24 protein-coding genes are annotated in these 25809 nt (G+C 45.4%); 21 read left to right on the top strand and 3 right to left on the bottom strand.

What is annotated here, in order from left to right:
• A partial coding sequence (locus tag R7E42_RS22410) for a hypothetical protein (RefSeq protein ID WP_318070995.1) occupies positions 1–204 on the top strand: 204 nt, incomplete at its 5' end.
• Positions 205–208: 4 nt separating this feature from the next.
• On the opposite strand, the gene R7E42_RS22415 is transcribed toward R7E42_RS22410, so the two are convergent.
• The gene (locus R7E42_RS22415; protein ID WP_256913803.1) at positions 209–1387 is read right to left on the bottom strand and encodes a 2-octaprenyl-3-methyl-6-methoxy-1,4-benzoquinol hydroxylase; all 1179 of its coding nucleotides are present in this window, start codon (positions 1385–1387) and stop codon (positions 209–211) included.
• Between the two features lie 257 nt (positions 1388–1644).
• Between R7E42_RS22415 and miaB the strand changes: the two genes are divergently transcribed.
• The 5 genes from miaB to lnt all read left to right on the top strand — a co-directional run bounded on the left by miaB (position 1645) and on the right by lnt (position 7262).
• Positions 1645–3069 carry a tRNA (N6-isopentenyl adenosine(37)-C2)-methylthiotransferase MiaB gene (gene miaB / locus R7E42_RS22420; RefSeq protein ID WP_005373038.1) on the top strand — a complete coding sequence of 475 codons (1425 nt, stop codon included), beginning with the start codon at positions 1645–1647 and terminating at the stop codon, positions 3067–3069.
• A gap of 73 nt (positions 3070–3142) precedes the next feature.
• Complete coding sequence (locus R7E42_RS22425) at positions 3143–4240, top strand: PhoH family protein (RefSeq protein ID WP_005373033.1); 1098 nt, start codon at positions 3143–3145, stop codon at positions 4238–4240.
• A gap of 2 nt (positions 4241–4242) precedes the next feature.
• Positions 4243–4707 (top strand): rRNA maturation RNase YbeY, encoded by a 465-nt coding sequence (ybeY, locus tag R7E42_RS22430; RefSeq protein WP_005373030.1) that lies wholly within the window; start codon positions 4243–4245, stop codon positions 4705–4707.
• Between the two features lie 105 nt (positions 4708–4812).
• Positions 4813–5712 carry a CNNM family magnesium/cobalt transport protein CorC gene (corC, locus tag R7E42_RS22435; protein WP_005384118.1) on the top strand — a complete coding sequence of 300 codons (900 nt, stop codon included), beginning with the start codon at positions 4813–4815 and terminating at the stop codon, positions 5710–5712.
• A gap of 32 nt (positions 5713–5744) precedes the next feature.
• Positions 5745–7262, top strand: coding sequence for an apolipoprotein N-acyltransferase (gene lnt / locus R7E42_RS22440; RefSeq protein WP_318073003.1), 1518 nt, complete (start codon positions 5745–5747; stop codon positions 7260–7262).
• A gap of 84 nt (positions 7263–7346) precedes the next feature.
• Here lnt and R7E42_RS22445 read toward each other — a convergent pair whose 3' ends face one another.
• The gene (locus R7E42_RS22445) at positions 7347–7817 is read right to left on the bottom strand and encodes a zinc ribbon-containing protein (RefSeq protein WP_005373024.1); all 471 of its coding nucleotides are present in this window, start codon (positions 7815–7817) and stop codon (positions 7347–7349) included.
• Between the two features lie 153 nt (positions 7818–7970).
• Here R7E42_RS22445 and leuS point away from each other — a divergent pair, with 153 nt between their 5' ends.
• The 12 genes from leuS (at position 7971) to lipA (ending at position 20504) form a co-directional block, all read left to right on the top strand.
• Complete coding sequence (leuS, locus tag R7E42_RS22450) at positions 7971–10544, top strand: leucine--tRNA ligase (RefSeq protein ID WP_005391313.1); 2574 nt, start codon at positions 7971–7973, stop codon at positions 10542–10544.
• Between the two features lie 152 nt (positions 10545–10696).
• A complete protein-coding gene (gene lptE, locus R7E42_RS22455; RefSeq protein ID WP_005384122.1) occupies positions 10697–11236 on the top strand; it encodes an LPS assembly lipoprotein LptE in 540 nt (179 codons plus the stop codon).
• A gap of 5 nt (positions 11237–11241) precedes the next feature.
• Complete coding sequence (holA, locus tag R7E42_RS22460) at positions 11242–12261, top strand: DNA polymerase III subunit delta (protein ID WP_033905862.1); 1020 nt, start codon at positions 11242–11244, stop codon at positions 12259–12261.
• Between the two features lie 88 nt (positions 12262–12349).
• Positions 12350–12667: a ribosome silencing factor gene (gene rsfS, locus R7E42_RS22465; protein ID WP_005373015.1), complete on the top strand. Its 318-nt coding sequence runs from the start codon at positions 12350–12352 to the stop codon at positions 12665–12667.
• A 4-nt stretch (positions 12668–12671) separates the two neighbouring features.
• Positions 12672–13142, top strand: coding sequence for a 23S rRNA (pseudouridine(1915)-N(3))-methyltransferase RlmH (gene rlmH, locus R7E42_RS22470; protein ID WP_017821762.1), 471 nt, complete (start codon positions 12672–12674; stop codon positions 13140–13142).
• A 29-nt stretch (positions 13143–13171) separates the two neighbouring features.
• Entirely contained in the window at positions 13172–15088 is a 1917-nt protein-coding gene (gene mrdA / locus R7E42_RS22475; RefSeq protein WP_262653806.1) for a penicillin-binding protein 2, read from the top strand.
• Positions 15088–16209: a rod shape-determining protein RodA gene (gene rodA, locus R7E42_RS22480; protein WP_005373004.1), complete on the top strand. Its 1122-nt coding sequence runs from the start codon at positions 15088–15090 to the stop codon at positions 16207–16209. Before mrdA ends, rodA begins: the two co-directional genes overlap by 1 nt.
• 2 nt (positions 16210–16211) lie before the next feature.
• Complete coding sequence (locus tag R7E42_RS22485; protein WP_017635670.1) at positions 16212–17015, top strand: septal ring lytic transglycosylase RlpA family protein; 804 nt, start codon at positions 16212–16214, stop codon at positions 17013–17015.
• A gap of 91 nt (positions 17016–17106) precedes the next feature.
• The gene (locus R7E42_RS22490; protein ID WP_318073004.1) at positions 17107–18285 is read left to right on the top strand and encodes a serine hydrolase; all 1179 of its coding nucleotides are present in this window, start codon (positions 17107–17109) and stop codon (positions 18283–18285) included.
• 139 nt (positions 18286–18424) lie between these two features.
• Positions 18425–18703: a DUF493 family protein YbeD gene (gene ybeD, locus R7E42_RS22495; protein ID WP_005384135.1), complete on the top strand. Its 279-nt coding sequence runs from the start codon at positions 18425–18427 to the stop codon at positions 18701–18703.
• A 176-nt stretch (positions 18704–18879) separates the two neighbouring features.
• Entirely contained in the window at positions 18880–19542 is a 663-nt protein-coding gene (gene lipB / locus R7E42_RS22500) for a lipoyl(octanoyl) transferase LipB (protein WP_005384137.1), read from the top strand.
• Positions 19539–20504 carry a lipoyl synthase gene (lipA, locus tag R7E42_RS22505; RefSeq protein WP_005391329.1) on the top strand — a complete coding sequence of 322 codons (966 nt, stop codon included), beginning with the start codon at positions 19539–19541 and terminating at the stop codon, positions 20502–20504. The genes lipB and lipA overlap by 4 nt, the downstream gene beginning before the upstream one ends.
• Positions 20505–20951: 447 nt before the next feature.
• Here lipA and glyA read toward each other — a convergent pair whose 3' ends face one another.
• Positions 20952–22202, bottom strand: coding sequence for a serine hydroxymethyltransferase (glyA, locus tag R7E42_RS22510; protein ID WP_318073005.1), 1251 nt, complete (start codon positions 22200–22202; stop codon positions 20952–20954).
• Positions 22203–22549: 347 nt separating this feature from the next.
• On the opposite strand from glyA, the gene R7E42_RS22515 reads away from it, so the two are divergent.
• The 3 genes from R7E42_RS22515 to R7E42_RS22525 all read left to right on the top strand — a co-directional run bounded on the left by R7E42_RS22515 (position 22550) and on the right by R7E42_RS22525 (position 25794).
• Positions 22550–23152: a YitT family protein gene (locus R7E42_RS22515; RefSeq protein WP_017635671.1), complete on the top strand. Its 603-nt coding sequence runs from the start codon at positions 22550–22552 to the stop codon at positions 23150–23152.
• Positions 23153–23242: 90 nt separating this feature from the next.
• A complete protein-coding gene (locus R7E42_RS22520; protein ID WP_318073006.1) occupies positions 23243–24763 on the top strand; it encodes a transcriptional regulator in 1521 nt (506 codons plus the stop codon).
• Positions 24764–24894: 131 nt separating this feature from the next.
• The gene (locus R7E42_RS22525) at positions 24895–25794 is read left to right on the top strand and encodes a hypothetical protein (RefSeq protein WP_318073007.1); all 900 of its coding nucleotides are present in this window, start codon (positions 24895–24897) and stop codon (positions 25792–25794) included.
• The last annotated feature ends 15 nt before the right edge of the window (positions 25795–25809 follow it).

A 25809-nucleotide genomic window follows, 5' to 3' on the forward strand; every position in this document is an offset into this window, starting at 1 on the left:
GAATTGGTAGACGCACCAGATTTAGGTTCTGGCGCCGCAAGGTGTGAGAGTTCAAGTCTCTCCTTCCGCACCATTATCGGAAAACCCAGCATGACTTTGCTGGGTTTTTTCTTTTTTTGGTTCTGGACTCGGGAAATCATTAGATTTGCCGAATTAAAAAAGCGAGCTCATGGCTCGCTTTTTTTCTATCTGAGATTAGAGTAGCTTACTACATACCTAACGCGTATTTCAGTACTTGAGCCTTAATTGGCCCTGAGTTTTCAGCAAGCTTCAATGCAGCATTACGTACGAACTTCAATGGCCCAAGATCGTTGCTAAAACCTTTATAGAAAAAGTCCATGCCCGTCTGCATGAGTAAGTTGTCAGGTCGACGTGCGCGTTCGTATTTCGCGAGTAAGGTATCTTCCAGCTTTTCTTGGTGTTCTGTTACCGAAAGGAGAACGTCTACATCTTTGAAGCCTAAGTTTACCCCTTGCCCTGCAAGCGGGTTGATCGTATGAGCAGAGTCACCCACTAACACGCAATTTTTGCTTGAGTAGCTTTGCGCATGACGACGAGTGAGTGGGAATGAGCCAAACTGTAAAACTTCAATATCGCCTAATTCAGCAGGGAAATGACGTAAAATTTCTTCTCTTAGTTGAGGTTTACCCATCGCACACAGTTGTTTAATACGTTTAGGCGAGTCATACCAAACCAAAGAACCTTGGCCTACTACTTGACCATCGTCGTTACTCAAAGAGCACAGAGGTAAAAATGAACGTGGGCCTGAAGGTGTAAATTGTTGCCAAGTAATATCTTGCTGAGGCAATTCTGTTTTCACATTAATCAACATGCAGTGTTGTCGGTAATCCCACGCAGTTACACCAATTCCAGCCAATTGACGAACTTTAGAGTTTGCACCATCAGCACCAATCACCCAGTTAGCTTCAAACTGCGCCCCACTTTCTAGTGTCACAAGATTTACATCTGCAAACTCAATGGCTTTTAATCGCTCAGGACACATCACGGTTAGATTTTCATACTGAGAGAAGACTTGCCAAAGACCTAATTGGATTAGGCGGTTTTCAACGATGTAACCTAGCTGATCCAATGACAATTCATCAGAGTGAAAACGAGTACGGCACTCTGGGTGCTCCCAAGTTTCTAAGCGCCGATAAGGACAAACTCGCATGCTCTTGATCTCTGACCATGCTCCGAGTGAATCAAGTAACTCCACCGACTGGTGCGAGATTGCAGATACACGAATATCCATCGCCTGAGCGGCATCAAAAACTTTAGGTTTTGTACCTTCGACCAAGACAACGCTTCTGCCCTGCTTGGCAAATCCAACAGCGACGGCTGCCCCGACCATACCGCCACCGATCACGGCGATGTCATACTTGTTCATTTTTCACTCTTCATCGTGCTGATTAATTGGCGTTTTTTATTGTACTTTCCATGGCTACATTTACAAAATTGTTTAACAAAAAACCTTGTTCAGCATAGGGCGAAAAACTAGATTTCATCAGGCTTTGCAGAGAATTAGCTAGATCACTAGTCAGGTGCTTTTTAAAGCAGTACAATACGCCGCTTACCGCCGTGATGGCGGCTATAATTTGAGCAATAGCTCTCCGATTTAAGTACAACTGAACGAGCGAAAGTGAGATGAGTAAGAAACTGCTAATTAAAACCTGGGGCTGCCAGATGAACGAATACGATTCATCAAAAATGGCCGACCTGCTTAATGCTGCAAACGGCTACGAGCTGACGGAAGAGCCAGAGGAAGCAGACGTACTTCTACTTAACACCTGTTCGATCCGTGAAAAAGCGCAAGAGAAAGTTTTCCACCAGCTAGGCCGCTGGAAAACACTAAAAGATAAAAAACCTGGCGTAGTTATCGGTGTAGGTGGTTGTGTAGCAACGCAAGAAGGTGACCATATTCGTGAACGTGCACCATACGTTGACGTTATTTTTGGCCCACAAACTTTGCACCGCCTACCTGAGATGATCAAACAATCTCAGTCCGATGATGCACCAGTTATGGACATTTCGTTCCCAGAGATCGAAAAATTCGACCGCCTACCTGAACCTCGCGCTGAAGGTGCGACAGCATTCGTTTCTATTATGGAAGGCTGCTCTAAGTACTGTACTTACTGTGTCGTACCGTACACTCGTGGTGAAGAAGTAAGCCGTCCAATGGATGACGTACTGTTCGAAATCGCCCAACTTGCTGAACAAGGCGTACGTGAAGTAAACCTTCTGGGTCAAAACGTAAACGCGTACCGTGGTCCTATGCACGATGGTGAGATCTGTTCATTTGCAGAACTGCTTCGTTTGGTTGCGTCTATCGATGGTATCGACCGTATTCGTTTCACGACGAGCCACCCGTTAGAATTCACAGACGACATCATCGCAGTATACGAAGATACGCCAGAACTTGTGAGCTTCCTGCACTTACCTGTGCAAAGTGGTAGTGACCGTATCCTAACGATGATGAAACGCCCTCACACCGCTATCGAATACAAATCGATCATCCGTAAACTGCGTAAAGCTCGTCCTGATATTCAAATCAGTTCAGACTTTATTGTTGGTTTCCCTGGTGAGACAGACAAAGACTTCCAAGACACCATGAAGCTAATCAAAGATGTAGACTTTGACATGAGCTTCAGCTTTATTTTCTCTCCACGTCCAGGTACGCCAGCAGCGGATTACCCTTGTGATGTGTCAGAACAAGTGAAGAAAGAGCGCCTTTACGAACTACAGCAAACTATCAATGCTCAAGCGATGCGTTACTCTCGCTTAATGCTTGGCACAGAACAACGTGTTCTAGTTGAAGGTCCTTCGAAGAAAAACCTAATGGAACTACGCGCTCGTACAGAAAACAACCGTGTAGTAAACTTTGAAGGTAGTGCAGACCTAATTGGTCAGTTCGTTGATGTGAAGATCGTAGACGTATTTGCAAACTCACTGCGTGGTGAGCTAGTACGTACTGAAAAAGACATGGATCTTCGTAGTGTGATTTCCCCAACGCAGATGATGGCGAAAACACGTCGCGAAGATGAGCTGGGTGTAGCTACTTTTACGCCGTAAGCTCGTATAAATAGCCATAGAGAGCCTGGTCGTTATCAGGCTCTCACTAAGTGGCAAAAAATGAGAGGCAACATTGAGCAATAAAATCGTAACTCTAGAAATTAACCTAGAACCTTCAGACAACCGCCGACTAGCTAGCCTGTGCGGTCCATTCGATGACAACATCAAGCATTTAGAACGTCGTCTAGGCGTTGAAATTAACCACCGTAGTGACCACTTTACGATTGTCGGTAAACCTCATACCGCATCAGCTGCGCTGGATATCCTGAAAACTCTATATGTTGATACCGCACCTGTACGAGGTGAGATCCCAGATATTGAGCCTGAGCAAATCCATCTAGCGATCAAAGAGTCTGGTGTTCTTGAGCAGAATACTGAGTCTAACATCGAGCATGGTAAAGAAGTCTTCGTCAAAACCAAGAAAGGTGTGATCAAACCACGTACGCCAAACCAAGCGCAGTACTTGGTTAACATGGTCACGCATGATATTTCTTTTGGTATTGGCCCGGCTGGTACAGGTAAAACCTACCTTGCTGTAGCAGCAGCTGTTGACGCACTAGAGCGCCAAGAGATCCGTCGTATTCTACTTACTCGTCCAGCGGTTGAAGCTGGTGAGAAATTGGGCTTCCTGCCTGGTGATTTAAGCCAGAAAGTCGACCCATACCTACGTCCGCTATACGACGCTCTATTTGAAATGCTGGGCTTTGAGCGCGTAGAGAAGCTGATTGAACGTAACGTGATTGAGGTTGCCCCTCTTGCTTACATGCGTGGTCGTACTCTAAACGACGCCTTTATCATTCTTGATGAGAGTCAGAACACCACAGTTGAACAGATGAAGATGTTCCTAACGCGTATTGGTTTTAACTCTCGCGCGGTTATCACTGGTGATGTCACGCAGATTGACTTACCTCGTGGTGCGAAATCGGGTCTTCGTCATGCTATTGAAGTACTAAGCGAAGTTGACGACATCAGCTTTAACTTCTTCTTAGCCGACGACGTTGTACGTCACCCTGTGGTTGCTCGTATCGTTAACGCGTACGAGAAGTGGGAAGCACAAGACCAGAAAGAGCGTAAAGAGTTCGAGAAACGCCGTCGTGAAGAACGCGATGCGAAGTTACTAGAAGCAGCAAAAGCCGAATTGAATGCACAAGTTGCTTCAACTAAGGAATAATCATGGCGATTGAACTTGATCTGCAACTGGCAGTCGAAAATGAAGAAGGTCTGCCTTCGCAGCAAGATTTCCAATTGTGGCTAGATAAGACCATTCCTCTCTTCCAGCCACAAGCCGAAGTCACCATTCGTATTGTTGATGAACAAGAAAGTCATACGCTCAACCATGAGTATCGCGGCAAAGATAAACCAACTAATGTGTTGTCGTTTCCATTTGAAGCACCTCCTGGTATGGAAATAGATTTACTTGGTGATTTGATTATTTGCCGCCAAGTTGTTGAAAAAGAGGCGGTTGAACAGAGCAAGCCTCTGCTAGCACATTGGGCGCATATGGTTGTACATGGCAGCTTGCATCTGCTAGGTTATGATCATATAGAGGATGACGAAGCCGAAGAGATGGAGTCCCTCGAAACCGAAATCATGCAAGGTATGGGTTATGAAGATCCTTACATTGCTGAAAAAGAGTAGCTATTGGCCACTCGACAGGGAAAGGCGAACCACCTAAATGACTCTCGTGTTCGCCTCTCTATGTGTGCTATCACACTTCTGATAGCGTTACTTAATTGAGAAACAATGAACGAAGATAATTCTCCCTCTTCTAACGAAGATAAGAAAGAAAAGGCAGAAGGTCCGAGTAGAAAGTCCTTCTTTGAACGTCTAGGTCAACTATTTCAGGGCGAACCAAAAGATCGCCAAGAGCTTGTGGATGTTATCCGCGACTCTGAAGTTAACGACCTGATTGACCATGACACTCGCGATATGCTTGAAGGTGTTATGGAAATCTCCGAAATGCGTGTGCGTGACATTATGATCCCGCGTTCGCAAATGGTTACCGTTGAGCGTACTCACGACCTTGATACCTTGGTTGCTTTGATTACCGATGCTCAACACTCTCGCTACCCTGTGATCAGCGAAGATAAAGACCATGTGGAAGGCATACTTCTAGCGAAGGACTTACTTAAATACTTAGGCTCAGGCAGCAATCCATTTGATATCGAAGAAGTCATTCGACCAGCGGTTGTAGTACCGGAAAGTAAACGCGTTGATCGACTGCTGAAAGAATTCCGTGAAGAACGTTATCATATGGCCATTGTTGTCGATGAATTCGGTGGTGTTTCTGGTCTTGTAACCATTGAAGATATCCTTGAGGAAATCGTCGGGGATATTGAAGATGAATTCGATGAAAGTGAAGAGACGGACATTCGTAAGCTGAGCAAGCATACGTTTGCTGTCAGAGCGCTGACAACCATCGAAGAGTTTAATGAGACATTCGGAACCAACTTCAGCGATGAGGAAGTTGATACCGTTGGTGGTATGGTCATGACTGCCTTTGGTCACTTACCTTCTCGTGGTGAACTGGTTGAAATTGAAGGCTACAACTTCAAAGTCACCGCTGCCGATAACCGTCGTGTCATTCAACTCCAAGTGACGATCCCAGACGAAGAAACCCTGGTTGAAGCCACTCAAGAGTAACGCGATACCCATTGGGAATCTCAGAAATTACAATGATGAATGAACTCTTTCATCGCCTTAAGCGGCCCTTAGTGGCCGCTTTTGTTGGCGCCTCTACTACACTCGCTTTCGCTCCTTACCAGCTGTGGCCTATTGCCATTCTTAGCCCAGCAATTCTACTGATTCTTCTTGCTAACCAAACTCCGAAACGCGCACTATGGGTTGGTTATGCTTGGGGGTTAGGTCAATTTGCAACTGGCGTTAGCTGGGTTTACGTCAGTATCTCCGGTTTTGGCGGTATGCCGCTCATTGCCAATTTATTTTTAATGGGCTTGCTTGTTGCCTACTTGGCTGTTTATTCAGGCTTATTTGCTTGGCTCAACAACAAGCTGTTTCCTCAATTTACGCTCACAAAAGCACTTCTCGCTGCACCTGCTTTATGGCTGATCAGTGATTGGTTACGTGGTTGGGTGATGACTGGCTTCCCTTGGTTATGGCTAGGCTATAGCCAGATAGATGCTCCACTCGCAAGCTTTGCACCAATTGGCGGCGTAGAACTGCTTACTCTATTTATCCTTATCAGCGCAGGGGCGTTAGCCTACGCATGGATTCATAAGCAGTGGCTGATGGTGATTATCCCTGCGGTACTACTCAGTACTGGCTTTGGGATTCGCAACTACGATTGGGTAACACCCCGACCAGAAGACACGACTAAGCTCGCGCTGATTCAAGGTAACGTAGACCAGAACCTAAAGTGGCTACCAAGTCAACGCTGGCCAACCATCATGAAATACGCTGACTTAACTCGTGAAAACTGGGACGCTGACATTATCGTTTGGCCAGAAGCAGCAATTCCCGCTTTTGAAATTGAAGTGCCTTCATTTTTGAGCAATATCGACAGCGCTGCAAAAATGAATAACAGCGCAATCATCACCGGTGTCGTCAATCAAGCTGAAGATCGACAGTTCTACAACAGTATTCTGTCCCTCGGCATCACACCATACGGTGACTACAGCTTCGATTTAAGCGAACGTTACCATAAGCATCACCTACTACCGTTTGGTGAGTTTGTACCATTTGAAGATATTTTGCGCCCATTAGCGCCATTCTTTAACCTACCGATGTCATCGTTTAGCCGTGGGGCTTTTGTGCAGCCAAACATCGTTGCGAATGGCATGCACATGGCACCAGCGCTTTGCTATGAGATCATCTTTAATGAGCAAGTGCGTCAAAATGTGACTGACGAAACAGACTTCATTCTAACGCTTTCAAACGATGCATGGTTTGGTCACTCTATCGGCCCTCTTCAGCATATGGAGATCGCCCGTATGCGTGCCTTAGAGTTGGGCAAACCGCTCATCCGCTCGACTAACAATGGATTAACAGCGGTAACCGATCACAAGGGTAAAATCGTTGAGCAAGTTCCGCAGTTTGAAACTGCAGTACTGCGCGCAGAGCTCACCCCAACCGATGGGAAAACGCCATATCGAATCGTTGGTACTTGGCCATTGTATATTTGGGTAGGGTTAAGTTTAGCGCTGGCTTTCGGTTTAAGAAGAAAACAGAGCTGATAACAGCTTGAAAGTAGAAAAGACAAAAAAGAGGCGACTAAGCCTCTTTTTTATTCATTGCATTATACAGTCGTTACTCGCCATTTATGGCTTTAATGACTGACGAGTAAAGCCTTTGTGACCACACTTAATACACGGAATGATTACTGTTGGGTGGTTATACGTTGTCTTGTGACCACACTCATCACAGACTAAAGTTCCTAAGCCTATCACCTCTCCTGCTTCATATAGCCCTTGATGCTCTAAGTCATCGAACAACTCAACCCACTCAACTTTAGTTCGGTCTGTAATCTCTAACAGCCCTTGCCATATCGAATCCGCAATCGTTAAGTAAAACGGACCGCTTTTGCTATCCTCGTAACTCTCTGAAAACTCTTTTAAGTCTGCTTTAAGGTACGCTTTGATTAAAGCCAATTCATCTTTGGTCAAGTCATTAGCAGCATCCACCACTTTGCCCGACGTCTCAATCGCTTTGTTAACTTCTTCCGGACTGTGCTTCAAGGTTTCAATCACATCCTCGAGCATTTCCTCATAACCTGTTTTACGTTTAGGCATAACTGACCTCCATCTTTCTCCTACCTGCGTCACTTAAGGGCGCATGGGTACAGATTGGCTATTGTTGTGATCCCTAGCTTTAGGTATTCTATGACGATCTATTTAAGTCTGTTCTAACCGAACTCACAAATTCCAAGATAACGGATACCATCGATGCAAGAACAATACAACCCACAAGATATTGAACAAAAAGTTCAAAAGCACTGGGATGACAACAAAACCTTTGTTGTAAGTGAAGACCCAAATAAAGAAAAATTCTACTGTCTGTCCATGTTCCCATACCCAAGTGGTCGACTACACATGGGTCACGTGCGCAACTACACTATCGGTGATGTAGTATCTCGTTTCCAACGCCTACAAGGCAAAAACGTGATGCAACCAATCGGTTGGGACGCATTCGGTCTACCTGCAGAAAACGCAGCAGTAAAAAACAAAACTGCGCCAGCACCTTGGACTTACGAAAACATCGAATACATGAAGAACCAACTTAAGCTTCTAGGCTTTGGTTACGATTGGAACCGTGAATTCGCAACATGTACACCGGAGTACTACCGCTGGGAACAAGAGTTCTTCACTAAACTTTACGAGAAAGGTTTAGTTTACAAAAAGACTTCTTCTGTTAACTGGTGTCCTAACGACCAAACTGTTCTTGCAAACGAGCAGGTTGAAGACGGTTGTTGCTGGCGTTGTGATACGCCTGTAGAGCAAAAAGAAATCCCTCAATGGTTCATCAAAATCACTGAGTACGCTCAAGAGCTACTAGACGACCTAGATAAGCTTGAAGGTTGGCCTGAAATGGTAAAAACCATGCAGCGCAACTGGATTGGTCGTTCTGAAGGTGTTGAACTGAAGTTTGAAGTTAAGGGTCAACAAGACCTAGAAGTTTACACAACACGTCCAGATACGCTAATGGGTGTGACTTACGTGGGTATCGCAGCCGGCCACCCTCTTGCAGCTCTTGCAGCAGAGAACAATCCAGAGCTTGCAGCGTTTATCGACGAATGTAAGAACAACAAGGTTGCAGAAGCTGAGCTAGCGACAATGGAGAAGAAAGGTATGGCAACTGGCCTTACTGCTATTCATCCATTGAACGGCCGCGAAGTACCAGTATACGTAGCAAACTTCGTACTGATGGACTACGGTACAGGCGCGGTAATGGCTGTACCTGCACACGACCAACGTGACTACGAGTTCGCAACGAAGTACGGTCTAGACATCGTGCCAGTTATCAAGCCTGCTGATGGCAGCGAGCTAGACATCTCTGAAGCGGCATATACAGAGAAAGGTGTACTGTTCGATTCAGGTGAATTCGATGGCCTAGAATTCCAAGCGGCGTTCGATGCAATTGCAGCGAAGCTAGAAGCAGAGGGCAAAGGCACTAAGACTGTAAACTTCCGTCTACGCGACTGGGGTGTATCTCGTCAACGTTACTGGGGCGCACCAATCCCAATGGTAACGACTGAAGACGGTGAAGTTCACCCAGTACCTGCTGACCAACTACCAGTGATTCTTCCAGAAGACGTGGTAATGGACGGCGTAACGAGCCCAATCAAAGCAGACAAAGAGTGGGCGAAGACAACCTTTAACGGCGAACCTGCTCTACGTGAGACAGATACGTTCGATACGTTCATGGAATCTTCTTGGTACTACGCGCGTTACTGTTCACCACAAGCGGACGACATCCTAGACCCAGAAAAAGCAAACTACTGGCTACCAGTAGATCAGTACATCGGTGGTATCGAGCACGCTTGTATGCACCTACTGTACTCACGCTTCTTCCACAAACTACTGCGCGATGCGGGTTACGTAACGTCTGACGAACCGTTCAAGCAACTACTGTGTCAAGGCATGGTACTGGCTGATGCGTTCTACTTCGAGAACGAGAAAGGCGGCAAAGAGTGGGTAGCTCCAACAGACGTAGCCGTTGAACGTGATGGTAAAGGCCGCATTACTTCTGCTAAAGACACTGAAGGTCGTGATGTAACGCACTCAGGCATGATCAAGATGTCTAAGTCTAAGAACAACGGTATCGACCCTCAAGAAATGGTAGACAAGTACGGCGCTGACACAGTACGTCTATTCATGATGTTCGCGTCTCCAGCGGACATGACACTTGAATGGCAAGAGTCTGGCGTAGAAGGTGCGAACCGCTTCCTAAAACGTGTTTGGAAACTAGTGAAAGAGCACACAGCGAAAGGCGCAGCAGAAGCAGTAGATACCGCAGCGCTTTCTGGTGATCAAAAAGCACTTCGCCGCGACGTTCACAAAACTATCGCGAAAGTGACGGACGATATCGCTCGTCGTCAAACATTCAACACCGCGATCGCAGCGATCATGGAGCTGATGAACAAACTAGCGAAAGCGCCTCAAGAATCTGCGCAAGATCGTGCAATCCTTGACGAAGCACTGAAAGCTATTGTTGTCATGCTTTACCCTATCACTCCGCATATCTCATACGAGCTATGGGCAGCACTAGGTGAAACAGACATTGATAACGCGGCATGGCCGACGTTTGACGAAAAAGCGCTAGTTGAAGACGAAAAAACCATCGTTGTTCAAGTTAACGGTAAGCTACGTGCGAAGCTAACAGTCCCAGCGGATATCTCTAAAGACGATATCGAACAGCTTGGTCTAAACGACGAAAACGTGGTTAAGTTCACTGATGGCCTGACTATTCGTAAAGTCATTTACGTTCCAGGTAAACTGCTGAACATTGTTGCAAACTAATCGCAGCTGTCAATTTGTCTCTGTTTAGCGAACTTATTTGTTAACCAAGAGTCATTAAACAGGGTAGTTTTCTACCCTGTTTATTTACCTCAAACCATTCACATGAGTGGTTTAAGGTAAATAACCCCTTCAATTTAGGATGAATACAATCAATGCGCTTTTTCTCTTTGATTAAACTACCAGTGGTATTGGTATTAGCGGGGCTTCTTTCTGCCTGTGGTTTTCACCTTCGCGGCGAGTATTCCGTACCGGAAGAGCTGCACACTATGTCTTTCTCCAGCTACGATGAATACAGTGAATTAACTCGCTATGTTCGCTCTCAACTCGAACTGAACAAAGTTGAACTTGTTCAACCATCATCGACGGTACCCAACCTTCATTTGACGGAAGCGACAATCGATGAGCGTACACTATCGCTTTATCAAAATAGCCGTGCAGCAGAAAAAGAGCTGACATACGTAGTAAAATACCGTGTGACAATTCCTGGCTATGGTTCTAAAAACTTTACGACAACAGTAAACCGCAACTACCTAGACAACCCGTTGACCGCACTTGCAAAATCTGTTGAGCGTGACGTAATTGAAGACGAGATGCGCTTGCAAGCTGCAAAACAGATGATGCGCCAGTTGGGCCGTATTCGTGCCGAATATGAAGCAGGACAAATCTCTGAGCCAGCGAACAAAAACTCTTAGTCACTATGCGAATTTATGCCGATAAGCTAACGGATCATTTAACTAAACAAGTTAAACAGGTTTACTTAATCTTTGGTAATGAGCCGTTACTGATTCAAGAAAGCCGCCAAGCAATCCAAAAGGCAGCGTTTCAACAAGGTTTTGAGGAAAAACACCGTTTTGCTGTGGATGCTAGCATCGACTGGAACCAAGTTTACGACTGTTTCCAAGCGATGAGTCTGTTTTCAAACCGTCAATTGATTGAGCTTGAAATTCCTGAAAGTGGCGTGACAACCGCCGTCAGCAAAGAGCTGCAAACACTGTGTGATATGCTTCATGATGACATCATGCTCGTCATTGTTGGTAGCAAACTGACCAAAGCCCAAGAAAATGCGAAATGGTTTAAAGCATTAAGCTCAAAAGGCGATTGGGTAAGCTGCTTGTCGCCAGACCTTCAACGCCTACCTATGTTCATTCAGACACGTTGCCGCACGTTGGGACTAAAACCCGATCAGCAATCACTGCAAATGTTGGCTCAATGGCATGAAGGTAACCTATTTGCATTGACACAAAGCTTAGAGAAATTGGCCCTACTCTACCCGGATGGTGAGCTGACCATCATACGTTTAGAGGAAGCCCTAAGTCGCCATAATCACTTCACTACCTTTAACTGGATCGACGCCTTACTGGCAGGTAAAGCAAACCGTGCACAACGTATTCTTCGCCAACTTGAGGCGGAAGGGGTTGAGACCGTGATCTTGATTCGAAGTGTACAAAAAGAGTTGAGCCAACTTTTAAATATGCATCAAGACTTAAGTCAAATGGGAATGAACCAGGTATTTGAGAAATATCGAGTTTGGCAAAACAAGCGTCCACTCTATAACGCAGCACTGACCCGCTTATCAGCGAGTCGTATTTGTGCATTGCTCTCCTTGTTGGCTCAAGCCGAGATAAAAGCCAAAACTCAGTATGACGAGTCTGTATGGCCAACTATTCATCAGTTGAGCTTAGAAACCTGCTCTCCTGATATTAAGCTGGCAATTTAAAAATCAAAGCGTGATATAGTGCGCGACCTGTTTTGCAAGCAAGAATGTAAAACACTGTAGAGATAAGAGACAAACCGAGGAAAACCGAGTGCTTCGCGAAGAACTGAAAGACTTTTTAGCTGATAAAGCCGACGACATGAAAGCGGAAGACATTATCGTCCTAAATGTGGAAGATAAATCAAGCGTGACAGATTACATGATCATCTGTACTGGTACATCCAAACGCCACGTTTCATCCATCGCTGACCATGTTGCAACAGAGGTGAAAAAAGCCGGTCTTGAGCCACTAGGAATGGAAGGTGAAAACGAAGGTGAATGGGTAGTCCTTGATATGGGCGACGCCATGCTTCACGTGATGCAAGAAGAGCACCGCGAACTCTACCAGCTAGAAAAACTCTGGGGTTAATCTTTTGAAAATTCAACTAATTGCTGTTGGTACAAAAATGCCAAAATGGGTTGAGGAAGGCTTTCAAGAATATCGTCGCCGTTTCCCGCATGATATGCCGTTGGAGTTGATTGAAATCTCTGCTGGCAAACGCGGAAAAAATGCCGATATCGCTCGCATCCTGCAAAAAGAAGGGGAAGCGATGCTCGCTGCGGTACCAAAAGGCAACCGTATCGTCACGTTAGATATCCCAGGTAAAAAATGGGACACTCCTCAACTCGCTGAGCAGTTAGAAGCTTGGAAATTAGATGGCCGTGATGTATCAATATTAATCGGCGGTCCCGAAGGACTCGCTCCTGCATGCAAAGCTGCAGCAGACCAAAGCTGGTCATTGTCTGCCTTAACGCTACCCCACCCTCTAGTGCGTATCGTAATGGCAGAAAGCTTGTACCGAGCGTGGAGCATCACCGCTAACCACCCTTATCATCGCGAATAATCGTTGTTTAACTTTAGAGCCAAGCGTTAATGATTCGTAAACGCCGCAGTCAAATCCGAGATTATCAAGCCGAAGCGCGTCTGTTTGCCAGCCGCGCTATTGTTGCTTTTATCGGCATTGTTGTCTTGATGGGAGCTCTGGTTGCCAACATGTACAACATTCAGGTGAACCAGTTTCAAGACTATCAAACCCGCTCGAACGATAACCGCATCAAAGTAGTGCCTATCGCGCCTAACCGAGGTCTAATTTATGACCGAAATGGCGTTTTACTGGCAGAGAACCGTCCCGTCTTTAACTTAGAACTGACCCCAGAAAAAATTAAAGACATTGATGCAACCATCCAAGAATTACAAACTATTCTGGAAATTACACCAGACCAGATTGAACGTTTCCACCACGAGCGTAAACGGACTCGTCGATTTAAATCGGTCCCACTGCTGACCCAACTGAACGAAAAACAAGTAGCGGTATTCTCCGTCAATCAGTACCGCTTTCCGGGTGTGGAAATAAGTGCGACCTTAAAGCGCTACTACCCTTTCAGCGAAGTCTTAACCCACGTGATTGGTTACGTTTCTCGAATCAATGATCGCGACATGCAGCGCCTGATCCGAGAAGAAAAAGACGCAAACTATCAAGCCACTCGCGACATTGGTAAGCTGGGTATTGAAAAATACTACGAAGACCTCTTACACGGTACAGCCGGATATCAAGAAGTCGAGGTAAACAGCCGCGGCCGAGTAATCCGTACCTTAAAGTACGTTCCACCTGTACCCGGAAAAGACATCGTTTTAAACCTTGATATCAACTTGCAGTTGTACGTACACCAATTATTGGACGGCCGCCGAGGCAGTGCTGTAGTAATCGATCCTAGAGACAATGGTGTACTGGCTATGGTTTCGAGCCCTAGCTACGATCCTAACTCGTTCGTGCACGGAATCTCAGGTAAAGACTATCGCGCCCTTTTGAACGATAAAAACCGTCCCTTGGTCAACCGAACCACACTTGGCATTTATCCACCCGCGTCTACCATCAAACCATTTATGGCGGTAGCCGCGCTACAAGAAGGTGTCGTCACACCGAACACTACGCGAAATGATCCAGGTTATTGGCGCATACCAAACTCCAACACTCGCCCATTCCGTGACTGGTTACGTTGGGGACACGGACGCGTCGATATCATTAAGTCGATCGAAGAGTCTGTTGATACCTTCTACTATCAAATCGCTTATGACATGGGTATTGACCGTATTTCGAATTGGATGATGATGTTCGGCTTTGGTGATTACACTGGCATCGATATCTACGAAGAAAGTAAGGCGAATATGCCGACTCGTGACTGGAAAATGTCTCGCCATAAAACCCCATGGTATAAAGGTGATACGATCCCTGTGGGTATCGGCCAAGGATATTGGACAGCAACACCAATGCAAATCGCCAAAGCAACCGCCGTATTAGTAAACGAGGGAGAAGTGATCGCACCTCACTTGCTCAAAGCGACGATAGAAAATGGTAACGACTTCGAAGAGCAAAAAACGACAGAATACGTGACTTACCCACCAATCAAGAATGTGCCTAAAAAGTACTGGGATATGGCGAAAGAAGGCATGCGTCGGGTAAACCATGGCACGCGCGGAACAGCTCGTCGCTCATTCTACAAAATGAATTATGAAACAGCGGGTAAATCAGGTACTGCACAGGTCTTCGGTCTGGGTGAAAACGAAGAGTACAACGCCGATGAGATCGCCGAGCACTTACGTGACCATGCGTTATTTACTGGCTTTGCACCATTTGATGATCCTAAAGTGGTCGTCACTGTAGTACTAGAAAATGCCGGTGGTGGTTCTAGTAACGGTGCCCCAGTAGTAAGGAAAATTTTTGACCGAGTCGTTCTTGGTCCAGAAGAAATTGAGCCTGAAAACAATGCGAAGAAAGAGGTAAAACAGTAATGAAGATGGATCCCTCTACAGGTAAAAATCGCGCCCTGTTTGAACGCTTCCATATCGACTTACCACTCCTACTTGGCATACTGGCCCTGATGGGGTTTGGCCTGGTGATCATGTACAGCGCCAGTGGCCAAAGTTTACTGATGATGGATCGCCAAGCCATGCGAATGGTGCTTTCACTCGTTGTGATGCTCGTCCTTGCACAGCTTTCTCCACGAACTTACGAAAGCTTGGCACCTTTGATGTTCGTTGGTGGCGTTATACTGCTTTTCGGCGTGCTGTTTTTCGGTGAAGCATCGAAAGGCGCGCAGCGTTGGCTTAACCTCGGTTTTGTGCGCTTTCAACCGTCAGAGCTATTGAAGCTCGCAGTGCCATTAATGGTGGCTCGCTATGTCGGTAGACAGCCCCTTCCACCAACGCTAAAAACACTCATTGTTGCACTGATTATGGTCTGCTTACCAACCATTCTCATTGCAAAGCAGCCTGACTTAGGTACCTCGATCCTGATCGCCGCTTCCGGTATTTTTGTTATCTTCCTCGCCGGCATTAGCTGGAAAATCATCGCTGGTGCTGCGATTGCATTAGGTGGTTTCATTCCAATTCTGTGGTTTTTCTTGATGCGAGAGTATCAAAAAGTGCGAGTTCGTACTCTATTTAACCCGGAGTCTGATCCGCTAGGAGCGGGCTACCACATTATTCAGAGTAAAATTGCGATTGGCTCCGGCGGTATTTCCGGCAAAGGTTGGTTGCAAGGTACGCAGTCACAACTAGAATTTCTTCCTGAACGACACACTGACTTTATCTTTGCAGTAATTGCTGAAGAATGGGGTATGATTGGCTTCCTTTGCCTTTTAGCCATCTATCTATTTATTATTGGACGAGGTTTATATCTCGCCAGCCAAGCGCAAACCGCATTTGGACGAATGATGGCAGGCAGTATTGTACTCAGCTTCTTCGTGTATATTTTTGTAAATATTGGCATGGTAAGTGGCATCCTACCTGTAGTAGGTGTACCGTTGCCACTCATCAGTTATGGCGGCACATCAATGGTAACCTTGATGGCTGGTTTTGGTATTCTGATGTCGATTCATACGCACCGAAAAGCATTCTCTAAGGCGACCTAGACATGCAAAAACGCGCTTTATATTCCTTGGTTTTCTCTGCTCTTATTTTGGCAGGCTGTTCATCAACTAGCCAAAAAGAACAAGAAGGCCGTTACGAACTCGAATCCGATGTTGCACCGGATACACCGCTTTCAGTCGAACACATCGAGGATGCGCATCCTAAATATGAACCGTACAGCCTAGGTGGGAACAAAGATTACCACTTGCGAGGCAAAGACTACAAAATAGTTCGCAATGCGAAAGGCTTTAAAGAAAAAGGCCGCGCATCTTGGTATGGGAAAAAATTCCAAGGTCATTTGACTTCTAATGGCGAAATCTATGACATGTACTCAATGACGGCAGCGCATAAAACGCTGCCGTTACCAAGTTACGTAAAAGTTACCAATACTGACAACGGCAAAACCACCATAGTACGAGTTAATGACCGAGGTCCTTTTCACGATGGCCGTATCATTGATTTAAGCTATGCCGCCGCGCACAAGTTAGATGTCATAAAAACAGGCACAGCGAACGTGGAAATTGAAGTGATCAGTATCAATCAGCCCACGGACAAAAAGTCATTAGAAGCGCACCCTAGGTACGTTATTCAAGTGGCATCATCAAAAAATGAAGAACGCGCGCGAACTTTAGGTACCGAGCTTGGTCAAAAATTGGATACAGAAACTTTCCTAGAGAGTGCGAAAGAGTCTTATCGCTTGTTGTTAGGGCCATTTACTGACTATTCCCTGACGCAAGCCACATTAGATAAAGTAAAGTTGCTCGGCTATTCGTCTGCATTTATTAAAAAACACAACACTGCCAAATGACCTCGTGTCATGAATTTCTCTTTGATCCCCCTCTTACATAACTAGGGATTCTGATAAGATGTCTGCAGTTAACCCAAAAATTTGAATTACCATGAATAAAAATAAGTTTGTGAAATCTATTCTCGTTTCTTCGGTTGCCCTTTCTGCAACTTTCGCTCAATCTGCTCTTGCATCACCTATCGTTGTTCCAGATGCCCCTCAAATCGCGGCGAAGGGCTACGTGCTGATGGATTACCATTCAGGTAAAGTACTGGCAGAGAAAGAGATGAACACAAAATTGTCTCCAGCTAGTCTGACTAAGATGATGACCAGCTATGTAATCGGCCAAGAGCTAGCGCGTGGTAATATCTCAGAAGATGATGATGTCACCATCAGTAAAAATGCGTGGGCGAAAAACTTCCCTGATTCATCAAAGATGTTCATTGAAGTAGGCACAACAGTTAAAGTACGTGACCTGAACCGAGGTATCATCGTCCAGTCAGGTAACGATGCCTGTGTTGCGATGGCAGAACATATTGCAGGTTCAGAAGATGCGTTTGTTGACCTAATGAACGCTTGGGCCAACACATTGGGTATGACTAACTCGCACTTTGCCAACGTTCATGGCTTAGATAACGCAGAGTTGTACTCAACACCATACGACATGGCTCTGCTGGGTAAAGCACTTATCCGTGACGTACCAAATGAGTACCGAGTGTACTCAGAGAAGAAATTTACTTACAACGGCATCACCCAATACAACCGTAACGGTCTACTTTGGGATAAGAGCATGAACGTTGACGGTATCAAAACGGGTCACACAAGTAATGCGGGTTACAGCCTAGTAAGTTCAGCAACTGAAGATCAAATGCGCTTGGTTGCGGTCGTTATGGGTACTAAAGATGCCAATGCTCGTAAGTCAGAAAGTAAAAAGCTGCTAAGCTACGGCTTCCGTTTCTTCGAAACAGTGGCACCGCACAAAGCAGGTGAAACGTTCGTAGAAGAAAAAGTGTGGATGGGTAACAAAGACACCGTAGCACTGGGTCTTGACCAAGATACTTACGTAACACTACCGCGTGGTGAAGCGAAAAACCTAAAAGCAAGCTTCGTCCTTGAAAAAGAGCTAGAAGCCCCAATTAATAAAGGTGATGTAGTTGGTAAGCTATACTATCAGATCGATGGTGAAGATATTGCCGAATACCCACTAATGGCACTAGAAACCGTAGAGCAAGGTAGTCTATTTAGCCGCATGTGGGATTACATCGTATTGTTATTCAAGAGCTTCTTCTAAAAAGAACATTAGAGTAGCAAACTTATTCGCAAAGCCGCCTGAATGGGCGGCTTTTTAAGTTTGAGCTCCTCGTCTTGAGTTCCCCCTAATTTGACTGTACTATTTCGCACCGCAACGAATATCTACTGGAGTTATCGATATGCTAACCATCAACTCTGATGCAAAATTAAAAGACCTGCTTGAGTTCCCTTGTTCATTTACTTACAAGGTAATGGGTCATGCAAAGCCTGAACTTCCAGAGCTTGTTCTTGAAGTTATTCAGCGCCATGCTCCAGGTGACTACAGCCCGACCGTTAAACCAAGTGCTAAGGGCAACTACCACTCTGTGTCAATCAACATTACTGCAACCTCTATCGAGCAAGTTGAGACACTGTACAAAGAGTTAGGTGAAATTGACATCGTACGCATGGTTCTATAATTTTTTGATATATTAAATTTTTTTTGAAAGCAGCCTTGGCTGCTTTCTTTTTATTTATCAAAGAGATAACGAGACTTTACATCGCTTTCAGTTAAAAATCTGTTACGCAGCGGTAGAGCATCAGGGTTATCCGGTTTATAATCCAAAAACTTTATATATTAGCAACAGGAATTCCCATGCAACACCAACTTGTTGTAAAACGACTTGGCCGCCAAGACTATGAGCCTGTATGGAAGGCGATGCATGAGTTCACCGACCAACGCACAGAAGAAACCCGTGATGAAGTCTGGTTGGTAGAACATAACCCAGTATTTACGCAAGGACAGGCAGGTAAAGCTGAGCACTTGATTAACACTGGCGATATTCCTGTTGTACAAAGTGATCGCGGAGGCCAGGTTACGTATCATGGCCCTGGTCAGTTGGTCGCCTACTTCTTGATCAACCTACGCCGCAAAAAATTAGGTGTACGAGATCTCGTTACCACAATCGAGAACCTCGTGATCAACACGCTAAAAGCATACAATATTGACTCAGCCGCGCGACCTGACGCACCAGGTGTCTACGTTGCCGGTAAGAAAATATGCTCTCTCGGTTTACGCATTCGTAAAGGATGCTCGTTTCATGGTTTAGCCTTGAACGTAAATATGGATTTAACACCGTTTCTGCGTATTAACCCTTGTGGTTATGAAGGTATGGAAATGGTTCAGGTCAGCCAATTTGGCGGCCCAGACAATGTAGAAGCCGTAGAAAAACAATTAATAGAAGAACTCGTTACTTTGCTCGATTATGAGCAAGTAGAATTCAGCACAGAAGCACCTTCTCAAGGTAATAAAGCATGAGCAAACCAATCCAGATGGAAAAAGGCGTTAAATATCGTGACGCCGATAAAATGGCATTGATTCCCGTAAAGAACATGCCTACAGAGCAGAAAGAAGTGCTACGTAAGCCTGATTGGATGAAGATCAAGCTACCAGCCGACAGCCAACGAATTCAAGACATCAAAGCGGCGATGCGTAAGAATAAGCTTCACTCCGTATGTGAAGAAGCATCTTGCCCGAACCTAGCGGAATGTTTTAACCACGGTACAGCAACCTTCATGATCTTAGGTGCTATTTGTACTCGTCGTTGTCCTTTCTGTGACGTTGCTCATGGCCGCCCATTACCACCGGAAGCAGAAGAGCCTCAAAAACTGGCGAAAACCATTGCCGATATGAAGCTGAAATACGTAGTAATCACTTCTGTTGACCGTGACGATCTGCGTGACGGCGGTGCACAGCACTTTGCCGATTGTAACCGCGAGATCCGTGCGTTAAACCCGCATATTAAGATTGAAACACTGGTTCCTGACTTCCGTGGTCGCATGGATGTAGCGCTTGATCTAATGAAAGACAATCCGCCAGATGTCTTCAACCACAACTTAGAAACAGCGCCACGTCTTTACCGTAAAGCTCGCCCAGGTGCGAACTATAAATGGTCACTTGAGCTTCTTAAGAAGTTCAAAGAGCAGCATCCCGATGTACCGACCAAGTCTGGTTTGATGATGGGTCTTGGTGAAACCAAAGAAGAAATCATCGAAGTACTGAAAGATCTACGCGCACACGGCGTAACGATGCTGACTCTAGGCCAGTATTTAGCGCCAAGCCGTCACCACTTGCCAGTAGAACGTTACGTTCCACCATCTGAGTTTGACGAGCTAAAAGAAGTTGCACTAGAACTTGGCTTCACGCATGCAGCGTGTGGTCCATTTGTGCGCTCTTCTTACCATGCCGATATGCAAGCTCAAGGTATCGAGATTAAATAAGCTCTCGCTTGTTTTGAAGAGAAAAGGTTGGCTCAGTGCCAACCTTTTTTGTATCTGGCAAATGATGATAAAAAGCCACTCTACCACCGTCATTCTGAACAGCGAGGAACGAGCGTGATTCAGAATCAGTTTTCAGAGTACTGATGATTTTTAGGGAAACTCTGAGTAAAAGAGTGTGCCTTAACAAGATTCCTGATCTCGCCTAGGCTCGTCGGAATGACGTGGTTTCGATATATTGAAAAGGGACAGTGTTGGTAGCCATCCCCTTATCACACACTCTCGCTATATCTCATTCCAAACGCCAGACAAACAAAAAGGCCCTCAATTGAGGACCTTTAGTATATCAACGTTCAAAATAGATGAGTCGAGTTCTAGAAGAACACACGGAGTTTGCGCGAGCAAATGAGTATGTTCGACACCGAAATCGACTCACTCGATGAAAAGCAGTTATGCGTAAACTGGTAGACGCTTACAAATTTCTAGCACTTTCTGTTTAGTCGCTTCGATAACTTCTTCGTTGCCGATGTTATCTAGAACGTCACACATCCAGTTTGCTAGCTCTTTTGCATCTTCTTCAGTGAAGCCACGGCGAGTGATCGCTGGCGTACCTACACGAATACCAGACGTTACGAATGGGCTGCGTGGGTCATTTGGTACTGAGTTCTTGTTTACAGTGATGTTTGCTGCACCTAGTGCCGCGTCTGCGTCTTTACCAGTGATATCTTTGTCGATTAGGTCAACAAGGAACAAGTGGTTTTCTGTACCGTTAGATACGATTTTGTAGCCACGCTCTTGGAACTGACCAACCATTGCTTTTGCGTTTTTCACTACGCTAGCTTGATAAGCTTTGAACTCTGGCTCCATCGCTTCTTTGAACGCTACTGCTTTACCAGCGATAACGTGCATTAGAGGGCCACCTTGACCACCAGGGAACACTGCTGAGTTCAGTTTCTTGTACATATCTTCGCCAGCATTTGACAAGATAAGACCACCGCGAGGACCTGCTAGTGTTTTGTGCGTCGTTGTTGTTACCACGTGAGCATGCGGTACTGGTGTTGGGTATTCACCGGCGGCGATAAGACCCGCTACGTGCGCCATATCAACAAATAAGTAAGCACCTGCTTTGTCAGCGATTTCACGCATGCGTTTCCAATCAACGATTTGCGAGTAAGCAGAGAAACCACCGATGATCATCTTAGGTTTGTGTTCAAGTGCTAGCTGTTCCATCTCATCGTAGTTGATTTGACCAGCTTCATCGATACCGTAAGGGATAACGTTGTAGTGCTTACCCGAGAAGTTTACTGGTGAACCGTGAGTTAGGTGACCACCGTGTGCTAGGCTCATGCCTAAAACTGTATCGCCAGGGTTAAGAAGCGCCATGTAAACTGCGCTGTTTGCTTGAGAACCTGAGTGAGGCTGTACGTTAGCGTACTCACAACCAAATAGTTGGCATGCACGCTCAATTGCTAGTGCTTCAGCTTTATCTACGTACTCACAACCGCCGTAGTAACGCTTACCTGGGTAGCCTTCAGCGTATTTGTTCGTTAGCTGAGAACCTTGCGCTTCCATTACACGTGGGCTTGTGTAGTTTTCAGAAGCGATAAGTTCAATGTGTTCTTCCTGGCGAAGAGTTTCTTCCTGGATAGCTGCGAACAGTTCCGCATCGTAATCTGCGATGTTCATATCACGCTTAAGCATCTGTATCTCCTGACTCAGATTAGTACTGAAAGTTGCAAAAAAACTGTTGAATGACCCGACGCAAACGTTTTCGTCACCCTAATGGCGCGCATTCTACATAATTTGATTTAGGTCATAAAGAGAAATTTACAATTTTTCTCATGCAGTTTTTTCATGATGACAAGCAATGTTTATCATGCCAGCATTGCAATCGCATAACGACAATCTATTGCCTGTCAAATTTGTGCTTTACACCCTGTAAAACAGCAATTACATAGGTTTACCGTAAATTTTACCCTCTAGCTACCGAAAAGATCATCTTTTTACTACTATGCACGCCTTATTTATCACTAATGACTGCAACATTGATGGAAAAACACTCATTAAAAGAAGACTGGATAGCGATTCTCACGGGTACCTTTTTAGTAGCTCAAGGCGTTTTCTTTCTCCAATCCGCTAACCTTCTAACGGGAGGCACGACTGGATTGGCTCTGCTTATTAGCCAATTTACACCTTTTACCTTTGGTGTGCTGTACTTTTTAGCAAACAGTCCTTTTTACTTACTAGCATGGAAACGCTTCGGCCGTCATTTCGCCATTAATAGTGCCATTTCTGGCGCGTTGGTTTCTATCTTTGCCGATCATCTTTATTTGCTAATCTCGCTCGAATCGGTAAATGAAGTTTATTGCGCCGTCGCAGGCGGGCTTTTAATGGGGCTCGGTATGCTGATCCTATTCCGACATCGCTCCAGCTTGGGTGGCTTTAACGTGCTGTGTTTGTTTATCCAAGACAAATTTGGCATTTCAGTTGGCAAAAGCCAAATGGCAATCGATGCATGTATCCTGTTTGCTTCATTCTTCTTTGTCACACCAGAAGTGATTGGCCTTTCAATTTTGGGGGCGTTTGCACTCAATCTCGTGTTAGCGATGAACCACAAACCGCACCGCTATTCCGTGACCTACGGTTCATAAATTTTTGATAATGATTGAAGCGCGATTTATAAGATTTCGCGCTCCAATCGCTATATAATACTTCGCGATTTCCAAATAGATCGGTACGGTATGCGCGACTTTCTGCAACAAGCTAAACAGACTCACAGTTATATTGCGATTGGAGAGCTGATCTATAACCCGAAGACACAGACCCTTCATCAAGATGTTATCGCGATTGATCTTGAACCTCGCACCATTGAATTATTAGAACTGCTGTTAACAAGCGTTGGCCACCCACTCTCTGCTGACACCATTATTGAAACCATTTGGCAGAGCAAGTTCATCTCTAAGAATGTGCTCACGAACCGCATTAGCACCTTACGTGCCCTGCTACAGCAGTACTTACCCGAATACGATGCCGCTAAGCTTTTAGTCACTTACCCCCGCAAAGGCTACTTTCTTAACCCTGCCAATATTCGTTTAGTGCCACCAGCGAAAAACCATCGGCGCGTTATCTCAACCCAGGTGGCGAGTAATAAGAACTTCAAGCTGATTTTCGCTTACAGCTTATGTGCCATACTTGCGGTATGTAGCATGACGCTCGCAAGCTTGTTATGGCAACGCCAAGAAATCTCAACACAACAAACGCGTCATCAACTACTGATTCCCAAAGTCGAGCTACTACTCAACCGTGTCGATTCAATTGGCTCTCAGGCGCGAAAATACCGCATACTGGTCAAAGCCATCTTGCTGCAACAACAGGTCGAATATCCATACACCGACATCGCCAACCAAGATGCTCCCAGTTACTTTCTTGATCCTATCGGTCATACGCCATATTTCCCTGGCGCACGAAACATGCAGACCAGCGACTACGAGCTCAATATCGAGTTAAAAGACGGCGCAGAGCAAGGCATCTTGAAAGCGCAGATGAACCTTATTTATCCTGCGACGGGCAAGCTGGCGTTTCGCAATGAGTACACACTGCGTTTATCTGACCTACAATCGGATATTTTCCAAATGCACTCGGATGTCGCGCAATACTTCAATCTGCCTGCACCTTCGGCAAGTACGTGGCAGCTTTCGGATCTTCACAAAAAAATGTTATTCGAGAATGCCTTTTCTAGCCAACCTCTCCGACAATCTGATGAGTTTGCGGCTATAACAACGGCAAGACATCTCGCCTTATACGAGCACGAACATCAAAAGCTGGAAGCGTATTTAACTCAAGTACAATCGTCGTTTGATGTTTTGCCAGATGAGCTGAGCCTCTGGTTAGGTCTATTGCATTTCAAATTAGGTAACTTAGACAGGGCAAAAGCTCTGTTAACGACACCAGATGGCGACTCACGTATCCAAAACGCACTGATTTATACCTTTGTGTCTCACATTGCTTATAAGCAGAACAAACTTGAACAGTTCCGTCTCAACTACATGGAATCACTGGTGGCGCTGCTGCGCGTTTTACCTTCCGAAACCTTGTTTGAGCGTCTTTCTCAATCTGAATCAAAAGAGACTTGCCTCCAACCGTGGAAAACGTTGCGTGTTAGTGTGACCGATCAAGAAATCATAAGCCGATGGAAAGCGCTCATTAACGAGTATTGCACTAACGTAGCCAACGAAATAACCCCAAATAAAACAAAGACCTAAATATAAAATTAAGCTTTCATTAACCCCTGTTATCTTTTGTTTTTTGCCCTTTTTCTCTCACTGAACTTAGCATGCTCGCATTCAAGCAACGGCCCAACATGAAGCGGCCTTATCAATCAGGAATGTAAACCATGCTAAACAAAATGACGCTTATCGCAACAGCAACTCTGGCTCTTTACGGCTGTGGCGGAGGTTCGTCTTCTGGCAGTGCGAATCCAAACAAAGTGCCTCAAGAAAGTTTCGACGTCTCGATTCACAACTCAATCTTCGCTCCCACGCCAAGCACACAGCTAAACTACGCATTTAGCTTGGATGGCCAACCAGAAGGCGACATGAAACTGAGCTTCCAAGCGATGGGTCGCGAGCAAATATTGGCAGCATTGGCACAAATCCCAAACAGCGAGGCAATGGTCCAGTTGGTTAATGACTTGGTGAACTACGGCGCCGAACAGTTCTACTATTCAGACGAGCAGTACAACGACGACGAAGAGAGCAATACGCTTTACTTTGCAGGATCAGATGGTGCACTCCATGAAATCACTGACGCTTATTTCATTGGTCATCAGTTTATTGCCATGCTTATGCACAGCGGTCCGATTTTCCGCCTAAACGGTGACGACGTAAAAGAGAAAAGCCCGAATATTGACATCGGTGAAGAAACTATGTCTCTGCAAACCACTCTTACAGGCTACGCAGTTCACAACCTTCTAGACCGTTTTGAAGAGCATGAGTGGGTACAAAACCTTCCTATGACAGCATCTTGCCAAGTGGTTTGGCAACAGCAAATCCGAGAGACTGGCGTGCGTAAAGCGTTCTCGATCTCAGGCAAGAAAATTGAAGCGGCATACCTGATGGAAGAGAACATCTACAACCTAAACTGTGATGACATGGACTCAATGGAGTTCGCCACTTCGGCAGAACGTTGGTTTAATCCGAGCTTAGGTCTGATTGAACAAATTGAACTGCTAAAAGTACAACAAGTAAAAATCAACGAAGAGAAAGTGCAGCTAACAGCGATTGAAACAAAATAAGCTAGGATATCTCAA

This window comes from Vibrio sp. Vb1337, assembly GCF_033338715.1.
Classification (GTDB): domain Bacteria; phylum Pseudomonadota; class Gammaproteobacteria; order Enterobacterales; family Vibrionaceae; genus Vibrio; species Vibrio alginolyticus.